General features: G+C 62.8%; 17 protein-coding genes. 7 read left to right on the top strand and 10 right to left on the bottom strand.

The window, feature by feature from the left end:
* Positions 1 to 88 precede the first annotated feature (88 nt).
* The 3 genes from EHW12_RS08655 to EHW12_RS08645 are packed head-to-tail and all read left to right on the top strand — an operon-like array spanning position 89 to position 2,318.
* Positions 89 to 889 carry a crotonase/enoyl-CoA hydratase family protein gene (locus EHW12_RS08655; RefSeq protein ID WP_047268912.1) on the top strand — a complete coding sequence of 267 codons (801 nt, stop codon included), beginning with the start codon at positions 89 to 91 and terminating at the stop codon, positions 887 to 889.
* Positions 886 to 1,746 carry an EamA family transporter gene (locus tag EHW12_RS08650; protein WP_125050497.1) on the top strand — a complete coding sequence of 287 codons (861 nt, stop codon included), beginning with the start codon at positions 886 to 888 and terminating at the stop codon, positions 1,744 to 1,746. The genes EHW12_RS08655 and EHW12_RS08650 overlap by 4 nt, the downstream gene beginning before the upstream one ends.
* A 44-nt stretch (positions 1,747 to 1,790) precedes the next feature.
* Positions 1,791 to 2,318 (top strand): gamma carbonic anhydrase family protein, encoded by a 528-nt coding sequence (locus EHW12_RS08645; RefSeq protein ID WP_003941993.1) that lies wholly within the window; start codon positions 1,791 to 1,793, stop codon positions 2,316 to 2,318.
* Between the two features lie 40 nt (positions 2,319 to 2,358).
* Here EHW12_RS08645 and EHW12_RS08640 read toward each other — a convergent pair whose 3' ends face one another.
* The 7 genes from EHW12_RS08640 to EHW12_RS08610 form a co-directional block, all read right to left on the bottom strand.
* The gene (locus EHW12_RS08640) at positions 2,359 to 3,345 is read right to left on the bottom strand and encodes a pirin family protein (protein WP_039972959.1); all 987 of its coding nucleotides are present in this window, start codon (positions 3,343 to 3,345) and stop codon (positions 2,359 to 2,361) included.
* A 20-nt stretch (positions 3,346 to 3,365) separates the two neighbouring features.
* Positions 3,366 to 3,839: a MarR family transcriptional regulator gene (locus tag EHW12_RS08635; RefSeq protein ID WP_007728410.1), complete on the bottom strand. Its 474-nt coding sequence runs from the start codon at positions 3,837 to 3,839 to the stop codon at positions 3,366 to 3,368.
* On the bottom strand, positions 3,826 to 4,920 hold the full coding sequence (locus EHW12_RS08630) for an LLM class flavin-dependent oxidoreductase (RefSeq protein WP_054187847.1): 1,095 nt from the start codon (positions 4,918 to 4,920) through the stop codon (positions 3,826 to 3,828). The genes EHW12_RS08635 and EHW12_RS08630 overlap by 14 nt, the downstream gene beginning before the upstream one ends.
* A 147-nt stretch (positions 4,921 to 5,067) precedes the next feature.
* Complete coding sequence (locus EHW12_RS08625) at positions 5,068 to 6,600, bottom strand: DHA2 family efflux MFS transporter permease subunit (RefSeq protein WP_003942006.1); 1,533 nt, start codon at positions 6,598 to 6,600, stop codon at positions 5,068 to 5,070.
* A complete protein-coding gene (locus EHW12_RS08620; RefSeq protein ID WP_003941890.1) occupies positions 6,597 to 7,067 on the bottom strand; it encodes a MarR family winged helix-turn-helix transcriptional regulator in 471 nt (156 codons plus the stop codon). The genes EHW12_RS08625 and EHW12_RS08620 overlap by 4 nt, the downstream gene beginning before the upstream one ends.
* Before the next feature lie 89 nt (positions 7,068 to 7,156).
* A complete protein-coding gene (locus EHW12_RS08615; protein ID WP_003941986.1) occupies positions 7,157 to 8,122 on the bottom strand; it encodes an NADPH:quinone oxidoreductase family protein in 966 nt (321 codons plus the stop codon).
* 79 nt (positions 8,123 to 8,201) lie between these two features.
* The gene (locus tag EHW12_RS08610) at positions 8,202 to 8,858 is read right to left on the bottom strand and encodes a TetR/AcrR family transcriptional regulator (protein ID WP_003941871.1); all 657 of its coding nucleotides are present in this window, start codon (positions 8,856 to 8,858) and stop codon (positions 8,202 to 8,204) included.
* Between the two features lie 65 nt (positions 8,859 to 8,923).
* Here EHW12_RS08610 and EHW12_RS08605 point away from each other — a divergent pair, with 65 nt between their 5' ends.
* Positions 8,924 to 9,913, top strand: coding sequence for an NAD(P)-dependent alcohol dehydrogenase (locus tag EHW12_RS08605; RefSeq protein WP_125050496.1), 990 nt, complete (start codon positions 8,924 to 8,926; stop codon positions 9,911 to 9,913).
* A gap of 44 nt (positions 9,914 to 9,957) precedes the next feature.
* Entirely contained in the window at positions 9,958 to 10,716 is a 759-nt protein-coding gene (locus tag EHW12_RS08600; RefSeq protein ID WP_007728423.1) for an acyl-ACP thioesterase domain-containing protein, read from the top strand.
* Here EHW12_RS08600 and EHW12_RS08595 read toward each other — a convergent pair.
* Entirely contained in the window at positions 10,713 to 10,913 is a 201-nt protein-coding gene (locus tag EHW12_RS08595; protein WP_003941897.1) for a hypothetical protein, read from the bottom strand. The two genes, EHW12_RS08600 and EHW12_RS08595, sit on opposite strands and share 4 nt — an antisense overlap.
* A 73-nt stretch (positions 10,914 to 10,986) precedes the next feature.
* Here EHW12_RS08595 and EHW12_RS08590 point away from each other — a divergent pair, with 73 nt between their 5' ends.
* Positions 10,987 to 11,484 carry a histidine phosphatase family protein gene (locus EHW12_RS08590; protein ID WP_007728426.1) on the top strand — a complete coding sequence of 166 codons (498 nt, stop codon included), beginning with the start codon at positions 10,987 to 10,989 and terminating at the stop codon, positions 11,482 to 11,484.
* 13 nt (positions 11,485 to 11,497) lie between these two features.
* Here EHW12_RS08590 and EHW12_RS08585 read toward each other — a convergent pair whose 3' ends face one another.
* Positions 11,498 to 12,505 (bottom strand): LLM class flavin-dependent oxidoreductase, encoded by a 1,008-nt coding sequence (locus EHW12_RS08585; RefSeq protein ID WP_058227495.1) that lies wholly within the window; start codon positions 12,503 to 12,505, stop codon positions 11,498 to 11,500.
* 88 nt (positions 12,506 to 12,593) lie between these two features.
* Here EHW12_RS08585 and EHW12_RS08580 point away from each other — a divergent pair, with 88 nt between their 5' ends.
* The gene (locus tag EHW12_RS08580) at positions 12,594 to 12,980 is read left to right on the top strand and encodes a glyoxalase superfamily protein (protein WP_003942070.1); all 387 of its coding nucleotides are present in this window, start codon (positions 12,594 to 12,596) and stop codon (positions 12,978 to 12,980) included.
* A 71-nt stretch (positions 12,981 to 13,051) separates the two neighbouring features.
* Here the strand turns inward: EHW12_RS08580 and EHW12_RS08575 are convergent, their stop codons facing one another.
* Positions 13,052 to 17,008, bottom strand: a complete 3,957-nt coding sequence (locus EHW12_RS08575; protein ID WP_003941914.1) for a DNA-directed RNA polymerase subunit beta' — start codon at positions 17,006 to 17,008, stop codon at positions 13,052 to 13,054.
* Between the last annotated feature and the right edge of the window lie 70 nt (positions 17,009 to 17,078).

The raw sequence follows: 17,078 nt of genomic DNA, 5'->3' as shown, positions 1-17,078 counted from the left end.
TCCATAAAAATCAAGCACGAATGATTGTTATTGCGAAATCCTGTGGTGAGAGACTGAGCTCAACTGCCATCGACAACCAGGAGCACCCATGAGCGACGCCGTACTGATCTCGCGAACCGGCGATGTGGTCACGTGGACCCTCAATCGCCCGGACACCCGCAATGCGATCTCCGAGATCGACATGATCGAGGCCCTCGAAGACGCAGTCACCGCGGTCAACCGAGATCAGAGTGTGCGCACGGTCATTCTGACGGGGGCCGGATCGGCCTTCTCCTCCGGCGGCAACGTCAAGCACATGCGAGACAAGGAGGGCATGTTCGGTGGCGCACCCGGCGAGATCCGCCAGGGCTACCGGCACGGCATCCAACGCATCCCGCTCGCGCTGTACACGTGTGAGGTGCCGACCATCGCGGCGGTCAACGGCCCGGCCATCGGAGCGGGCTGCGACCTCTCACTCATGTGCGACCTCCGCATCGCCTCGACCGCCGCAGTCTTCGCCGAGAGTTTCGTCAAGGTAGGACTCATTCCCGGCGACGGCGGAGCGTGGCTGCTCCCCCGCGCGATCGGCAACGCCCGCGCGGCCGAGATGGCGTTCACCGGTGAACCGATCGATGCTGCGAAGGCACTCGACTGGGGTCTGGTCTCGCAGGTGACCGAGCCCGAAGAATTGCTTTCCGCTGCGCACGCTTTGGCAGCTCGAGTAGCCGCCAATCCCCCGCAGGTACTCCGCATGACCAAAAAGCTCCTCCGCGAGGGCCAGCACCAGAGCCTCGAGAGCTTGCTCGAACTCTCGGCCGCCATGCAGTCGATCGCCCACCACACCCGAGATCACCACGAAGCCGTCGCCGCGATGCTCGAGCGTCGAAGTCCCGAGTTCACCGGAGAATGAAGGCCGGCAGTCAACTACTGCCGGTCGGAGCAGTCCTCACGTCGATACTGTCGCTCCAGTTCGGAGCGGCATTCGCGACGACACTGTTCTCGCAGATCGGGCCGGCCGGAGCCACGACGCTGCGGCTGACGATCGCCGCGATCATCCTCGGCGTCATCGTCCGCCCGCGATGGAGCAGATGGTCGAACCGGCAGCGCAAAGGCATCTTCGCGCTGGGCATCGCCCTCGCCGTGATGAACGGCGCCTTCTACCTCGCCCTCGACACGGTGCCCATCGGAACGGCCGTCACCATCGAGTTCCTCGGACCGCTCACCCTGGCCGCAGTTCTGTCTCGTCGGTGGGCCGACGGAGCATGGGTGCTGCTCGCCTTCGGCGGAGTGTTGCTGCTCGGGTTGGGCGATCACGGCGAATCCGGTTTGGACCCGATCGGGGTGATGTTCGCGTTGATCGCCGCTACTGCGTGGGCCGGATACATCGTGGCCGGTTCCCACCTGGCCGCGACGCCCCCGAGCGCCGACGGGTTGGCAGGCGCAAGCATCGTCGCGGCCGTATTGACGCTGCCCTTCGGCGTCGTCTCGGGCGGAAGTGAACTGCTGGATCCGACGATGCTCGCCGCAGGCGCAGCCGTCGCCGTCCTCTCGTCCGTCATCCCGTACAGCTTGGAAATGTGGGCGCTGCGCTCTCTAGCCAAGAAAGTCTTTGCCGTCCTCATCGCCCTCGAACCCGCAGCGGCCGCACTGGCCGGAGTCCTCGTGATCGGGCAAACGCTCGACGCGTTCGCACTCGTGGCCATCGCACTGGTGGTGGCCGCGGGCGTCGGCACAGTCGTCATGAATCGAAAACCCACAGCGAAGTAGTCCAGGTACCGTCAGAGCACGTCATTCCAACGCACAGGAGAACCATGACCAACCCGATAATCGCCACCGTTCTCGGTAACACCCCGCAGATCGACGAAAGTGCGTTCATCGCACCCAACGCCACCGTTGTCGGCGCGGTGACCATCGCTGCGGGAGCCAGCATCTGGTACGGCGCGGTCATCCGCGGCGACGCAGAATCGATCTCCATCGGCGCTGACACCAACATTCAGGACAACTGCACCGTGCACGCCGACCCGACGTTCCCCGCAGTGCTGGGCGAACGAATCTCGGTCGGCCACAACGCAGTGCTGCACGGGTGCACCGTCGAAGACGACGTTCTCGTCGGCATGGGTGCCGTGGTGCTCAACGGCGCACACATCGGCTCGGGGTCACTGATTGCAGCCGGCGCCGTCGTGTCTCAGGGGATGCAAATCCCGCCTGGATCACTGGTCGCCGGCGTGCCCGCCAAGGTCAAACGTGAACTCTCCGAAGGCGAAAAGGCCGGTATCACCGCCAACGGCGCCGGCTACATCATGCTCGCGAAGGCTCACCAGGACATCGAACAAGCCTGATCGAAACGACGCTCGCGGCCGGTAGCAGCAAGAGCAACGACTAGCCTCGGGGCCGCAACGTGCTGTTCGGCAACTCGGGTGCCGGGAGCGCCGGACCGTCGTATCCCGGCACGACGCCGAAACGCCGGTCCGGGACGCTGCCGTCGAATCCGGAGGCAAGCTCGGCCTGCCACTTGCGTCGATACTCGACGATCTCTTCGTGTGTACGGCCCATGAAGTTCCACCACATGATGACCTGCTCGCCCAACGGTTTCCCGCCGAGAAGTAGCAGTCGAGCCGGTTCGGATCCCGGATTGCGCAAAGTCAGTTTTCCGAAACCCGGTGCTTGATAACCCAACTCGGCCCAGCCGACAGTGGTACCACGCAGAACAACCGATCCTTGATCGACGATCACGCCGTGCTCATGTGAACGATCGACATCGAGGGCGATCTCGGCCCCAGGATCGAGAATCACCTCGGCACCGAGTAATTCGGTGAAGGTAGACACCGGAGACGTTTCACCGGCGAGCGAACCGAGGAACACACTGAGCGTGACACCATCGGTGGTCACCGGCTCCGGTCGATAGTGAACGAACGCGGGTGCGGTATCGCGCGCCGCATCCGGCAGCGCCACCCACAACTGCATCCCGTGCAGAACCTTCGTATTCGGCGTCGACACCTCGGAGTGCGCGATCCCACTCCCGGCCGTCATCAGATTCAGTTCACCCGGCCGTACCATCGCATGGGAACCGATGCTGTCACGGTGCTCGATCTCTCCGGTGAACAGCCAACTCACCGTCTGCAAACCGGTATGCGGATGCGGCGGCACATGCATGCCCGGTCCTGAGCCGACGTCATCCGGACCGTAATGATCTGCAAAACACCATCCCCCGATCAGCGAACGCTCGCGTTGCGGGAGGGTGCGTCGCACTCGCATGGCCCGCGGGCCACCGAGCGGTACGTCGCGCGGGGTGAGGATCTGAATCTCGCTCTCCGCCGGATGGCCTTCGCATTCCTGCTCGACGGGCTGCGCTTCGAGGTTGCTCATATCGTCCATCCTGCCTCCAGTCATGACTGCGCGAGACGCAGACGCGTGCACAATTCGGCCAACAGTCGAAGTTCATCCGCGTCCAGGGCCGGTCCGACGTGGCGGCGAATGCTCGCCGCATGACGGCGACCCACTGATTTCTGCAGCGCTGCACCCGTTTCGGTGAGTTGCACGATCGTCCCGCGGCGATCCTGTGGATCAACACTTCTCGTTACCAGACCTTCGCCCTCCAACCGTTCCACCAGGCGACTGAGCGAAGGCTGGCTCAGCAATATCTCCCGATTCAGGTCATGCAGGCGAAGGGAACTACTCGGCGCAAGACTCAGCGTGAACAGCACGTCGTACTCGCGCATCGACACCTGATCCCAGACGTCGTCGGCAGAGAGCCGCCGCATCACCGACACCTGGGCGCGAAACAAGGCTTCCCAGGCGTCGGTGGCGAGTTCGGTGGTGCTGACCGGAACCTCAGGCGGTTGCTCGTCAGGCAGTGACACTGCTTGCCTCACGAGCCGCCTTCATCGACGCGTGAGTGGGCGGGTTGTCCGGCACATGTGCTGGCCGCCTGGCCGCGAACTCACGGCGCAGAACCGGAACAACTTCCTCACCGAGCAGATCGAGCTGCTCGAGCACCGTCTTCAACGGCAGTCCGGCGTGATCCATCAGGAACAGCTGGCGCTGGTAGTCACCGAAGAAATCGGCAAACGCCAACGTCTTCTCGATGACCTGTTCAGGGGAACCGACGGTCAGCGGCGTCTGCTCGGTGAACTCTTCGAGTGAGGGCCCGTGGCCGTACACCGGAGCATTGTCGAAATACGGACGGAATTCCTTGACCGCGTCCTGACTGTTCTTGCGCATGAAGACCTGACCACCGAGACCGACGATCGCCTGATCCGCGGACCCGTGGCCGTAATGCTCGTAACGCCGGCGGTAAAGATTGATCAGCTCGATGTAGTGCTCTTTCGGCCAGAAGATGTTGTTCGCGAAGAATCCGTCGCCGTGATACGCCGCGATCTCCGCGATCTCGGGGCTGCGGATCGAGCCGTGCCACACGAACGGCGCGACGCCGTCCAGCGGGCGCGGGGTGGACGTGAATCCCTGGAGTGGAGTGCGGTACTCCCCTTGCCAGTTCACGACCTCCTCGTCCCAGAGCCGGCGAAGAAGTTGATAGTTCTCGAGCGCCAACGGGATACCGGCGCGAATGTCCTTGCCGAACCACGGGTACACAGGCGCGGTGTTTCCGCGTCCCATCATCAGGTCGACGCGCCCCTCGGCGAGGTGTTGAAGCATCGCGTAATCCTCGGCGATCTTCACCGGGTCGTTGGTGGTGATCAGCGTCGTGGACGTGGAGAGCGTGATCTTCTCGGTCTGGGCCGCGATGTATCCGAGCATCGTGGTCGGAGATGACGGCACGAACGGCTTGTTGTGATGCTCGCCGGTCGCGAAGACGTCGAGACCGACTTCCTCGGCGTGCTTGGCGATGGTCGTCATGGCCTTGATGCGCTCGTGCTCTGTCGGGGTCTTACCCGTCGTGGGATCAGTGGTGACGTCACCGACCGTGAAGATTCCGAACTGCATGGTTGCTCCTCCGCGAACTAGATCCATGCGTTTGCATGTAACTGATCAAACATTCAACCATCCAGCTGTATTCCACGGCAAAAAGGTGAGGGCGGCACACAAGATGTGTGCCGCCCTCACCTGGACGAACGATCTACCGAAAAGCGGTCAGTGCATAACGATCGGCGTTGCCGTCTCGCCCTCGGCCACCGGCCTGGTGGTCTTGCTCCGCGGCAGGAAGAACGCCGGGATGAGGGTCAGGACGATAAGCACAGTGGCAACGAGGAAGGTGTTACCGAAGGCATCCGACGCCGCACTGAGAATCGAATTCGCAGCAGACTCCTGCGGACTTCCCGGTTCGGTCGGAATGTGCGAGGCCGCACCGACCATCGTCGTGTCGAGGCCACGATCGAGAAGCTGGTTGGTCAAGACCACCGACATCACGGCGGTACCGATCGAACCTGCGGTCTGCTGAACGATGTTCATCAGGGTGGAGCCGCGAGCAATCTGCTCGTTGGAGAGCGTCACGATAGCTGCGGTCATCAGCGGCATCATGGTGCAACCCATACCGAGGCCCATGACGAACAAGGCGCCCATCAGCAGCCACGTCGGGGAATCCGAGGCAACCTGTGTGAACACACCCAAACCGATGAGAATCAGCGGCAAACCGGTCAGGACGATCTTGCCCGGGCCGATCTTGTCGACCAGTCGACCAGCGATCGGCATGGTGACCATAGCGCCCAGACCCTGCGGAGCCATCAACAATCCGGCCGCGAGCGTGGTGTGACCGCCGACCTGGATGAAGTAGCTCGGGAACAGCAACCCGGCGCCCATGAAGGCGACGATGAACAGCGACGTCGTGATGACGGCGGTGGTCAACTGACGGTTCTTGAACAGGTGCAGGTCGATCAGCGGGTGATCCTTGTTGAGCGCGTGGAACACGAAGGCGATGATCAGCGCCAGACCGATACCGGCCGACACCAGAACCCGAGCGGACGCGACGGTTCCCACCTCAGGGATGGACGACACACCGAACAGGAACAGCGCCAGGCCGGGCGACAGCAGGATCATGCCGAGGAAGTCGAACGACTCCGAAGGCTTCGCCTTGTCGGACGGCAGAATGATGAATGCTGCTGCCAACGCGATGATGCCGATCGGCAGGTTGATCAGGAAGATCCAGTGCCAGCTCGCGGCCTCGATCAGCCAACCACCAAGAATCGGGCCACCGATGGGGCCGAGCAGCATCGGGATACCGAGAACTGCCATGACGCGACCGACGCGGTCCGGACCGGCGGCCCGGGTCATGATGGTCATACCGAGCGGCATCAACATGCCGCCGCCGAGGCCCTGGAGCACACGGAAGCCGATGAGCGAGGTGATGTCCCACGCCATCGCACAGGCGACCGAACCGAGCACGAACAGCACCAGGGCCGTCATGTAGAGGCGCTTGGTGCCGAAACGGTCGGCAGCCCAACCGGTAACCGGAATGACCGTCGCCAAAGCGAGGGTGTAGGCCGTCATCGTCCACGCGACGGTGGCGTACGAAGTTTCGAAGTCCTCGGCAAAGGTGGTGAGCGCGACGCTCACCACGGTTACGTCGAGAATCGACATGATGGCGCCGAGCACCACCACGGAAGCGATCTTGAGGACCGCCCCGTCAAGTTTGTCGGACGCCGGTGCCGGCGCGTTCGGCGATGTCATCGCGAAGTCTCCTGGTTAAGTGCTCGCAGATAGTCACCCGCGAGAATGGGCTTGAGAGCCTCGAACAAACGAATCCGCTCTGGCTCAGGAACACGCGACGCGAATTCGCGAAGCTGGCCGCGCTTGCACTCGATGTGGTTGGTCGTCACCTTACGACCGGCCTCCGACAAGGAAACCCGCTTGACGCGTCGGTCCCGCTCGTCTTCACGGCGATCGACCAGACCCATGTTCACGAGCTGATCGATGTTCCGCCCCGTAGCTGCCACCGAGAGCCGAAGCTCGTCGGCAACCTCGTTGATCGGGATCGCCGCATCACGTTGTGCAAGTACGAACAGCACACGCACCTGAGAGAACGAGAGATCCAGTTCGATCAACGCATCGATCGACTCCGAATCACCGGCGCTCATCAGGCGAGTGAACAACTCGTCGAGTGCTCCATACAGGTCATCAGAATCGGAAGCGATCACCTGGCAAATGGTAGTGCGGTTGCAACTATTGCCCAAATGAAAACATGTTGCAACTTATTATTTGGTGACCACCATCACGTTGCGAAGAATCATTCCTGCAGCAAGATGGCCTTTCCGAGAACTTTGCCGCTTTCGAGATCAGCCAGGGCAACTGCTGCATCGGCAAGCGGATACCGTGCCTTGACCAGCGGACGCAAGCCGTTTCGGACGTGTTCTACCAGCGATGCGTGTACCTCGGCTACCGCCTCGGGATTGGTACGCGTGAACTCACCCCATGCCGCGCCGACAATGCTGATATTGCGAAACAGCACCCGGTTCACCTTTACCTCGGGAATACCGCCGCCGGCGAATCCGATCACCACGAGTCGTCCTTCGGGTGCCAGAACCCGGACCGCGTCGTCGAACGCATCGCCGCCCACCGGATCCACCACGATCTGAGCGCCGACGCCGTCGGTCAGTTCCCGAATCCGCTCTCCCCATCCCGGGGCCAGCGCGACCACCTCGTCGGCACCGAGCTCACGCAAGAAGTCATCGACGCCCTCGCGTCGTACCACGGCGATCACCCGGGCACCGTGCGCCTTGGCCAGCTGGATGGTTGCCGTTCCGACTCCGCCTGCAGCGCCGAGCACGACGACAGTCTCCCCCGCGACGATCTTCGCGCGACGAGCGAGCGCGAACTCCATCGTCTGATAGTTGATGATCAGCGAGGCCGCCTCGTCGAAGGCGAGTCCGTCCGGAATTCGGAGTACCTGCGCCGGGTTGACGGCAATCCGCTCTGCATACCCACCCAGATACGCGGCCGCGAGAACACGATCGCCCGGAGCGAAACCCGACCCTTCCGGCGCGGAGACCACGACGCCCGAGATCTCCGCGCCGGGAATGAACGGCGGTTCCGGGCGGATCTGATACTTGCCGTAGGTGATGAGCAGGTCCGGAAAGCAGACGCCACTTGCCTTCACATCGATGAGAACAAGACCTTCGGCTGCGGGCTCGGGAACCTCCTGCGCGACAATTCCTTCGGGACCGGACAGTTCCGTAACCACCATGGCGCGCACAGAAAGCTCCTCTTCGGGACATCTGAAGTCTGGACCGGTAACCCGGTTTTCTCGACTTTAACCCGGTACTCACGTCAGATCATCGTTCGCTCCCGATGTGCAGACGTTCGAGTCCGTCGAGAATCAGATCGAGACCGAAAGCGAATTCGGCGGCGTAGCTGTATCCCGGAGCAAGGACGTGCTCGGTGGTCAACTCGGCCAGGTGCGGATACTGACCGCTCTCGAACGAGCCCATGATCGCCTTCGCCAGTTCCGTCGTTTCCTGCGCTGTTTCGAACGGCAAGCTCACTTCTTGCAGCACGAAGCCGTAGATGTACGCATCCATGATCGAAAAGGCATGCGCAGCAAGGGCGACGGGAAAGTCGGCGGCGCGTAGCGTTCCGATGACGGCATCGTGGTGGCGCAGGGTCGCGGGACCAGGCGTCGTTCGGGACTCCATCAACGGAGTTGCCCACGGGTGCCTCCCCAACACTTCCCTTGTCGATACCGCTCGCACGTGAAGTTCCGTGCGCCACGGGCGTCCCGGCGTCGGCAGATCGATCTCCGCGAAGACCGCATCGACCATTCCGTCGAGCAGATCCCCCTTGTCCGAAACATGGTTGTACAGAGACATCGCTTCGACGCCCAGTTCGGTGCCCAACTTCCGCATGGTCATCGAATCGATTCCGACGGAATCGGCAAGCGCGACAGCAGCGTGTACGACGTCGTCTCGGGTCAATCTTGCGCGCTTCTCCACGTTGACAGAACTTACACCGTAAGTGCAATACTTACGCTGTAAGTATTCGACGAACGGAGACTCGCATGCCGAAGGAACTGATGACCGCCGTCGTACAGGATCGCTACGGCGAGGCCGACGTTCTCTACGTCGACCACATTCCGCGCCCCACTGTCGCCGACAACGAAGTGCTGATACGCGTCGAGGCCGCGTCCGTCGACCGCGGGGCATGGCATCTCATGGCCGGACTGCCATATCCGTTGCGCCTCGCGGGTTTCGGGCTGCGCAGACCTAGGAACCGGGTACGCGGACTGGACGTATCCGGCCGAGTCGAGGCCGTCGGCAGTTCGGTGACCCGCGTGGCAGTCGGCCAGGAGGTATACGGGATCGCGGTCGGTTCGTTCGCGGAGTACGCACGCGCACTCGAGACGAAGATTGCCGCAAAACCTGCCCGGTTGTCGTTCGCACAAGCAGCAGCGGTGCCGGTCTCCGCCCTCACAGCGTTGCAAGCCGTGCGCGACCACGGCCGCGTGCAGGCGGGCCAATCCGTCCTCGTACTCGGCGCATCCGGTGGCGTCGGGATCTACGCGGTGCAGGTGGCAAAAACCATGGGCGCTCACGTCACCGGCGTGTGCAGCACCTCGAAAACCGATACCGTCCGCTCCATCGGTGCCGACGAGGTTCTCGACTACCGCGTCGACGACGCCACCGACGGATCGCATCGGTACGACGTCATCATCGACACCGGCGGCAACCGCCGACTGCGAGATCTTCGACGGGCGCTCACACGCACCGGAACGCTGGTGATCGTCGGCGGCGAGAACGGCGGACGGTGGCTCGGCGGAACCGATCGCCAAATACGCGCACAGTGCTTGTCTCCGTTCATATCTCAGAAAATGGGCACCTTCATCGCTTCGGAGAACGCCGACGATCTGGAGGTCCTGACGCAGATGATCGACGCAGGTGACATCACCCCGGTGATCGACTCCGTTCATCCCCTTGCCGACACCGCCGTCGCCGTGGCACGAATGGTCGACGGCTCCGGCTGCGGAAAGCAGATAATCGCCACTCGCTGAAAAGCCTGACAGAATCGGCTCACTCCAGCGAACAGGAATCTCACGTGAACCCAGATCTCACGCTCGCGCAACAGCCGGACCGAGGACCGATCTTCGTCAAGTCACGCCCGGTCCGCACCGGCGACATCGACGTCGCCAAGCAGGTCAGGCTCGACGCCGTCGCCCGCTACCTGCAGGACATCGGCAACGACAACATCGAGGCCGCGGGAGCCATCGACACCCATCCGCTCTGGATAGTGCGTCGTACGGTCGTCGACGTCGTACGCCCGGCGATCTGGCCGGAAGAGTTGACGATGACTCGCTGGTGCTCCGGCTTCTCCACGAGATGGGCGAACATGCGTGTGCGCTTCGACGGCAGCAACGGCGCGCTGATGGAAACCGAAGGCTTCTGGATCAACATCAGCGCCGAGTCGGGCATGCCCACGCGGATGAGTGACGACTTCATGCGGCCACTGGAGGAATCCACCGACGAGCATCGCCTGAAGTGGAAGCGAGTCCTCGCCGAGAACGCACCGGAGGCGGACGACGCCGGTGTTCTGGACACGCCGTTCGCTCTGCGCGCCACGGATATCGACCCGTTCGACCACGTCAACAACGCCGTCTACTGGCAGGCAGTCGAAGAGGTCCTCAGCGCTCGCACCGAACTACGGACAGTTCCGCATCGAGCACTGATCGAGTACCTCTCCCCCATCGTCTCCAGCGACGACGTCGTCCTGCGCAGCCGCGTCGACGACAAGACCGTCACGGTCTGGTTCCTGGTCGGCGAAGCGCTCCGCGCAGTTGCGCAGGTGAGCGCCCTCTAACGCAGTTTCTGGGTCGCGACAGCCGCGACACCGAACACCAACGCAAGAAGAATCGCGGCCCAGAAACCGAAGAGCCACCACACCACGCCGAACACGACCACTGCCGGGGCAACGGTGATGAAAGCGATGGTGGGGCTTTCTCGTACCACCTCGAGTGCAGTTCGGGCATTAGTTCGATCGAGCTTCTTACCGGCCATCGAAAACCTCCTTCAAGGTCCTGACCATCCAGAGTAACCGGACTGACGGGCACAAAGCGGATACCGTGAACGCATGGCCGACCACCGCACCCTCGTCCTCATGCGACACGGCAAGTCCAGCTACCCCGAGGGCATCCGTGATCACGAGCGTCCGCTCGCCGAACGGGGCCTGCGCGAGGCCCGCATCGGCGGCGAATGGATCCGTGAAAACGTCCCGCCCGTCGACGCCGTTCTGTGCTCCACCTCCCGGCGGACCGTCGAAACCCTTGCCTCGACGGGAATCGAAGCTCCCGCCGGGTTCGAGAAGTCCATCTACGGCGGCTCACCCGCAGACGTCATTGCAGCTGCGCGAACCACGTCCGACCACGTCAAGACGCTCCTGATCGTCGGACACGAACCCGGAATTCCCTGGACTGCACTCGATCTCGCATCGAACGAAAACTCCGAAGCGGCCCAACGTATCCGCGACAAGTTCCCGACTTCGGCGATCGCCGTCCTCTCCGTACCGGTGCCGTGGACCGAACTCGACGACTCCGTCGCCACTCTGCTCGAGTTTCACGTGCCTCGTTAGATCAACCACACTGCTAAACCACCTCACGCAGTAGGCGGTCCGAAAGTGCAAGCGCGTCACGGTCGTACGTCGACGTGGACGCCAGCAATTCGTCGGCACCGGTTCGCTCGGCCAGATCGTGAAGCTGCTGCTTCACCTCGACGGGCGTCCCGTGCAGCGCCGAAGCCGTGAACGACTCGATGCGCCTGGCGTTTCGATCACTGCGCGGGGCGCGCCTGATCTCGTCCGGCGACACGAGCGGCGGAAACTCCCCTGTCCGTGACGATTCTGCGAGCGCGTACGCCTCCGGGATCAGCAACTCACGGGCCGCCTCGGTGGTATCGGCAACCGCCACCTCGAGGGAAACCACCACATAGGGTTCGGGGTGTGTGTCGGTGGGCTGGAAAGCTCGGCGGTACTCGTCCAACGCATCCACCCGATCGGTGCTACCGATTCCCAGTATCGGCCCACCCACGACCACCGGAAGCCCCAGCTGCGCTGCCACTTTCAGACCTGTGCGCGTCGCCAGCACGAAGATCGGCACCCCAGTCTGCGACGCCGGCCGTGCCGTCACTGCGGCGGATCCGTCCAGGTAACGCCTCACCTCGTCCAGGTCCGACACAAACGTGTCCGGAGCGTCCTTGCTGCGTCGTAGTGCCTGACGAACAGGCTCCGTGAATCCCAGCGATCGGCCGAGGCCGAGATCGATTCGCCCCGGGTACAGAGCCTCCAGCATCAGGAACTGCTCGGCGACGATCAGCGGTTGGTGATTCGGCAGCATGACCCCACCGCTGCCGAGTCTGATATCGCGCGTATGCGCGCCGATCGCGGCAAGCAGTACTGCCGGCGACCCGCTCCCGATCCCGGGCACCGCGTGATGCTCGGCCACCCAGAACCGGTGGTAGCCGAGAGCGTCGGCGTGCGCGGCACGTTCGACGGAATGCGTCAGAGCTGCGGAGTCGGGGTATCCGCTCCTGGTTCGGGATCGGTCGAGCAGTGAGAGAAGCACCCTCGGAGCAACAAGGAATTCGGAAAGTTTCATCCGGACGCCGAACGAGGACCGTTTCTGACCGCAATACCCGCAACACTGGACCTGTCGCCGGAATTCACCATCACATGAAGGGCACGTCATGGACATCAAGCTCGAACTGGTCGCCATTCCCGTCACCGACATCGACCGCGCCAAGGACTTCTACGTCCGCCTCGGATTCAATGCCGACCACGATCACACGGTCAGCGAAGACCTGCGATTCGTCCAGCTGACCCCTCCCGGTTCGGCCTGCTCGATCTGCATCGGCAAGGGAATCACCGACGCCGAGCCCGGCTCGGTCGTCGGCATGCAGGTAGTGGTCAAGGACATCGAAGAGGCCGAGCGCGAGTTCAAGAGCCGCGGCATCGACATCAGCCCGATCGACGACCAGGCCTGGGGGCGGTTCATCTACTTCGCCGACCCCGACGGGAACAAGTGGGCCGTCCAGGAGATCGTCATCCCGGACCTCAGCGGCAGCAACTCCTGAAAACGTCCCACTCCTGACATGAAAAATCCCCCCACCTCTTTCGAAGTGGGGGGATTTCTACGAACTAACGCTTAGCGGTAGTCGTTGCTGAAGCCGTAGTCGTCCAGCGGAACTGCAGCACCGGTGTTCTGGCCGAAGCCGTCCGGGCTGTAGTACTGGTCGTCGTACGACGGCACTGCGTAAGCAGCGGCGCGTGCCTCTTCGGTGGGCTGAACCTGGATGTTGCGGTAACGGTTGATACCGGTACCGGCAGGGATCAGCTTGCCGATGATGACATTTTCCTTCAGACCGATCAGCTTGTCCGAGCGGCAGTTGATAGCCGCGTCGGTCAAGACACGAGTGGTCTCCTGGAACGATGCCGCGGACAGCCACGAATCCGTCGCGAGCGACGCCTTCGTGATACCCATGAGCACCGGACGGCCGGCTGCGGGCTCGCCACCCTCGGCGACAACGCGGCGGTTTGCCGACTCGAACTCGGCGCGCTCGGTGAGCGAACCGGGCAGGAACTCGGTGGCACCGGAATCGATGATCGTCACGCGACGAAGCATCTGGCGCACGATGACCTCGATGTGCTTGTCGTGGATCGACACACCCTGGCTCCGGTACACCTCCTGGACCTCGTTGACCAAGTGGATCTGAACCTGACGCGGACCCATGACTCGCAGGACCTCGTGGGGATCGGCAGCACCTTCCATGAGCTGCTGTCCGACCTCGACGTGGTCACCGTCAGCCAAGAGGCTTTCGCGACCGTCGGCGTGCTTGAAGACACGCAGACGCTGACGCTTGCTGAGCTTGTCGTAGACAACCTCTTCGCCGCCGTCGTCCGGAACGATGGTGATCTTGTAGAAACGATCGCCGTCTTCGAGCTGTACCCGACCGGTGACGTCCGCGATAGGAGCCTTGCCCTTGGGCACACGTGCCTCGAACAGCTCCTGGACACGCGGCAGACCGCCGGTGATGTCATCTCCTGCGACACCACCCTGGTGGAAGGTACGCATGGTCAGCTGGGTACCGGGCTCACCGATCGACTGTGCGGCGACGATACCGACAGCCTCACCGATGTCGACCAGCTTGCCGGTGGCCATCGAGCGGCCGTAGCAAGTGGCGCAAACGCCGGTGCCGGTGGTGCAGGTCAGGACCGAGCGGACCTTGACCGTCGTGATGCCGGCTTCGAGCAGAGCATCGATCGCGGGGTCACCGAGATCGTGGCCACGCTCGACGATGACGGTGCCGTTCGCGTCGACTGCATCGGCCGCCAAGGTACGGGCGTACGTGCTGGTCTCCACGTGAGCATCGCGGATCATCGTGCCGTCGGCCTGCTTCTCGGCGATCGTGGTGACGATGCCGCGCTCTGTTCCACAGTCGACCTCGCGGACGATGACGTCCTGCGAAACGTCCACCAGACGACGGGTCAGGTAACCCGAGTCGGCGGTGCGGAGTGCGGTATCGGCCAGACCCTTACGAGCACCGTGCGTGTTGATGAAGTACTCGAGAACGGTCAGGCCTTCCTTGAAGGAAGACTTGATCGGACGCGGGATGAACTCACCCTTCGGGTTTGTCACCAGGCCCTTCATACCGGCGAGCGAGCGAACCTGAGTCATGTTGCCGGCTGCGCCGGACTTCACGATCATCGGGATCGGGTTGCTGTCGGGGAAGTGAGCCTCCATGGCCTTGCCGACCTTGTCGGTCGCTTCCTGCCAAATGGTGACCAGAGCGCTGTTGCGCTCCTTCTTGTCCAGAGCACCACGCTGGTACTGCTTCTCGATCTTGTCGGCCTGAGCCTCGAAGTCCTCGATGATGGCAGGCTTCTCCGGCGGCACGAGCACGTCGGAGATCGAGACCGTGACACCCGAACGGGTGGCCCAGTAGAACCCGACGTCCTTGAGCTTGTCGACGGTCTGAGCAACCACGATCATCGGGTACCGCTCGGCGAGATCGTTGATGATCGTCGCCTGGCGCTTCTTCGGCATCTGCTCGTTGACGAACGGGTAGTCCGCCGGAAGCAGCTCGTTGAAGAGCACACGGCCGAGTGTCGTGGTGGCGGTCCAGCCGTCACCGTAGTTCCAGCCCTCGGGGAACAGTTCGTTCTCGAGGTCGCGCGGCGGACGCTGCTGCGTCAGACGCACCTTGATCTGAGCCTGAACCGAGAGCGCGCCGCGGTCGACTGCCATCTGAGCCTCGGCGGGCGAGGAGTACACGCCCTGCTCTGCCTCGTCGTTGGTCGGAGCAACGAGCTCACCGGTGACACCCTCGTCGAGACGGGTCAGGTGGAACAGACCCGTGACCATGTCCAGACGCGGCATGGCGAGCGGGCGACCCGAAGCAGGCGAGAGGATGTTGTTCGAGGACAGCATCAGGATGCGTGCCTCGGCCTGAGCCTCTGCCGACAGCGGGAGGTGAACAGCCATCTGGTCACCGTCGAAGTCGGCGTTGAAGGCCTCACACACCAGCGGGTGGAGCTGAATGGCCTTGCCCTCGACGAGCTGCGGCTCGAATGCCTGGATACCCAGACGGTGCAGCGTAGGTGCACGGTTGAGCAGCACGGGGTGCTCGGCGATGACCTCTTCGAGGACGTCCCACACCTGGACGCGCTTGCGCTCGACCATGCGCTTGGCCGACTTGATGTTCTGCGCGTGGTTGAGATCGACCAGACGCTTCATCACGAACGGCTTGAACAGCTCGAGAGCCATCAGCTTGGGCAGACCACACTGGTGCAGCTTGAGCTGAGGACCGACGACGATGACGGAACGACCCGAGTAGTCGACGCGCTTACCGAGCAGGTTCTGACGGAAGCGACCCTGCTTGCCCTTGAGCAGATCGCTCAGGGACTTCAGCGGGCGGTTACCCGGTCCGGTGACCGGACGTCCACGACGACCGTTGTCGAACAGGGCGTCGACCGACTCCTGCAGCATCCGCTTCTCGTTGTTGACGATGATCTCGGGTGCACCGAGGTCGATCAGTCGCTTGAGGCGGTTGTTGCGGTTGATGACGCGGCGGTACAGGTCGTTGAGGTCGGACGTCGCGAAACGTCCACCGTCGAGCTGAACCATCGGGCGAAGCTCCGGCGGGATCACCGGAACAGCGTTGAGGACCATGCCCATCGGCGAGTTGCCGTTGGTCTGGAATGCCGCAACCACCTTGAGGCGCTTGAGTGCACGCAGCTTCTTCTGGCCCTTGCCGCTGCGGATGGTCTCGCGGAGAGACTCTGCCTCGGCGTCGAGGTCGAAGTTCTGCATCAGGATCTGGATGGACTCTGCGCCCATCGCACCCGTGAAGTACTCGCCGTAACGGTCGACCAGCTCGCGGTACAGGAGCTCGTCGATGATGAGCTGCTTGACGCTCAGCTTGGTGAAGGTGGTCCAGATCTCGTCGAGACGATCCAGCTCACGCTGCGCGCGGTCACGGAGCTGACGCATTTCGCGCTCGCCGCCGTCCTTGACCTTGCGGCGGACATCGGACTTCGCGCCCTCTGCCTCGAGCTCGGCGATGTCGGCTTCGAGCTTCTGCGCACGTGCCTCGAGATCGGCGTCGCGCTGATCTGCGACGGTCTTCTTTTCGACCTGCATCTCGGCTTCGAGGGTGGACAGCTCGTTGTGACGGAGCTCCTCGTCGACACCGACGATGACGTAGGCAGCGAAGTAGATGATCTTTTCGAGATCCTTCGGAGCCAGGTCGAGCAGGTAACCGAGACGGCTCGGAACACCCTTGAAGTACCAGATGTGCGTGACCGGTGCGGCCAGTTCGATGTGACCCATGCGCTCACGACGAACCTTGGCGCGAGTGACCTCGACGCCACAGCGCTCACAGATGATGCCCTTGAAGCGGACACGCTTGTACTTACCGCAGTAGCACTCCCAGTCCCGAGTGGGGCCGAAGATCTTCTCGCAGAAGAGGCCGTCCTTCTCGGGCTTGAGCGTGCGGTAGTTGATGGTCTCCGGCTTCTTGACCTCGCCGTAGGACCAATTGCGGATGTCCTCTGCACTGGCCAAGCCAATGCGGAGTTCATCGAAGAAGTTGACGTCGAGCACGTAACTTCCTTTCCCCGTTGGGGTTACGGTTGCCGGTCACCCGGCAACCTGACTGCCAATTCAAATGTGA

The sequence above is a fragment of the Rhodococcus sp. NJ-530 genome (genome assembly GCF_003860625.1).
In the GTDB taxonomy this organism is placed as follows: Bacteria; Actinomycetota; Actinomycetes; order Mycobacteriales; family Mycobacteriaceae; genus Rhodococcus_F; species Rhodococcus_F qingshengii.
Note: the sequence above shows the minus strand (reverse complement) of the source record. Positions and strands in the feature narration are given on the sequence as shown.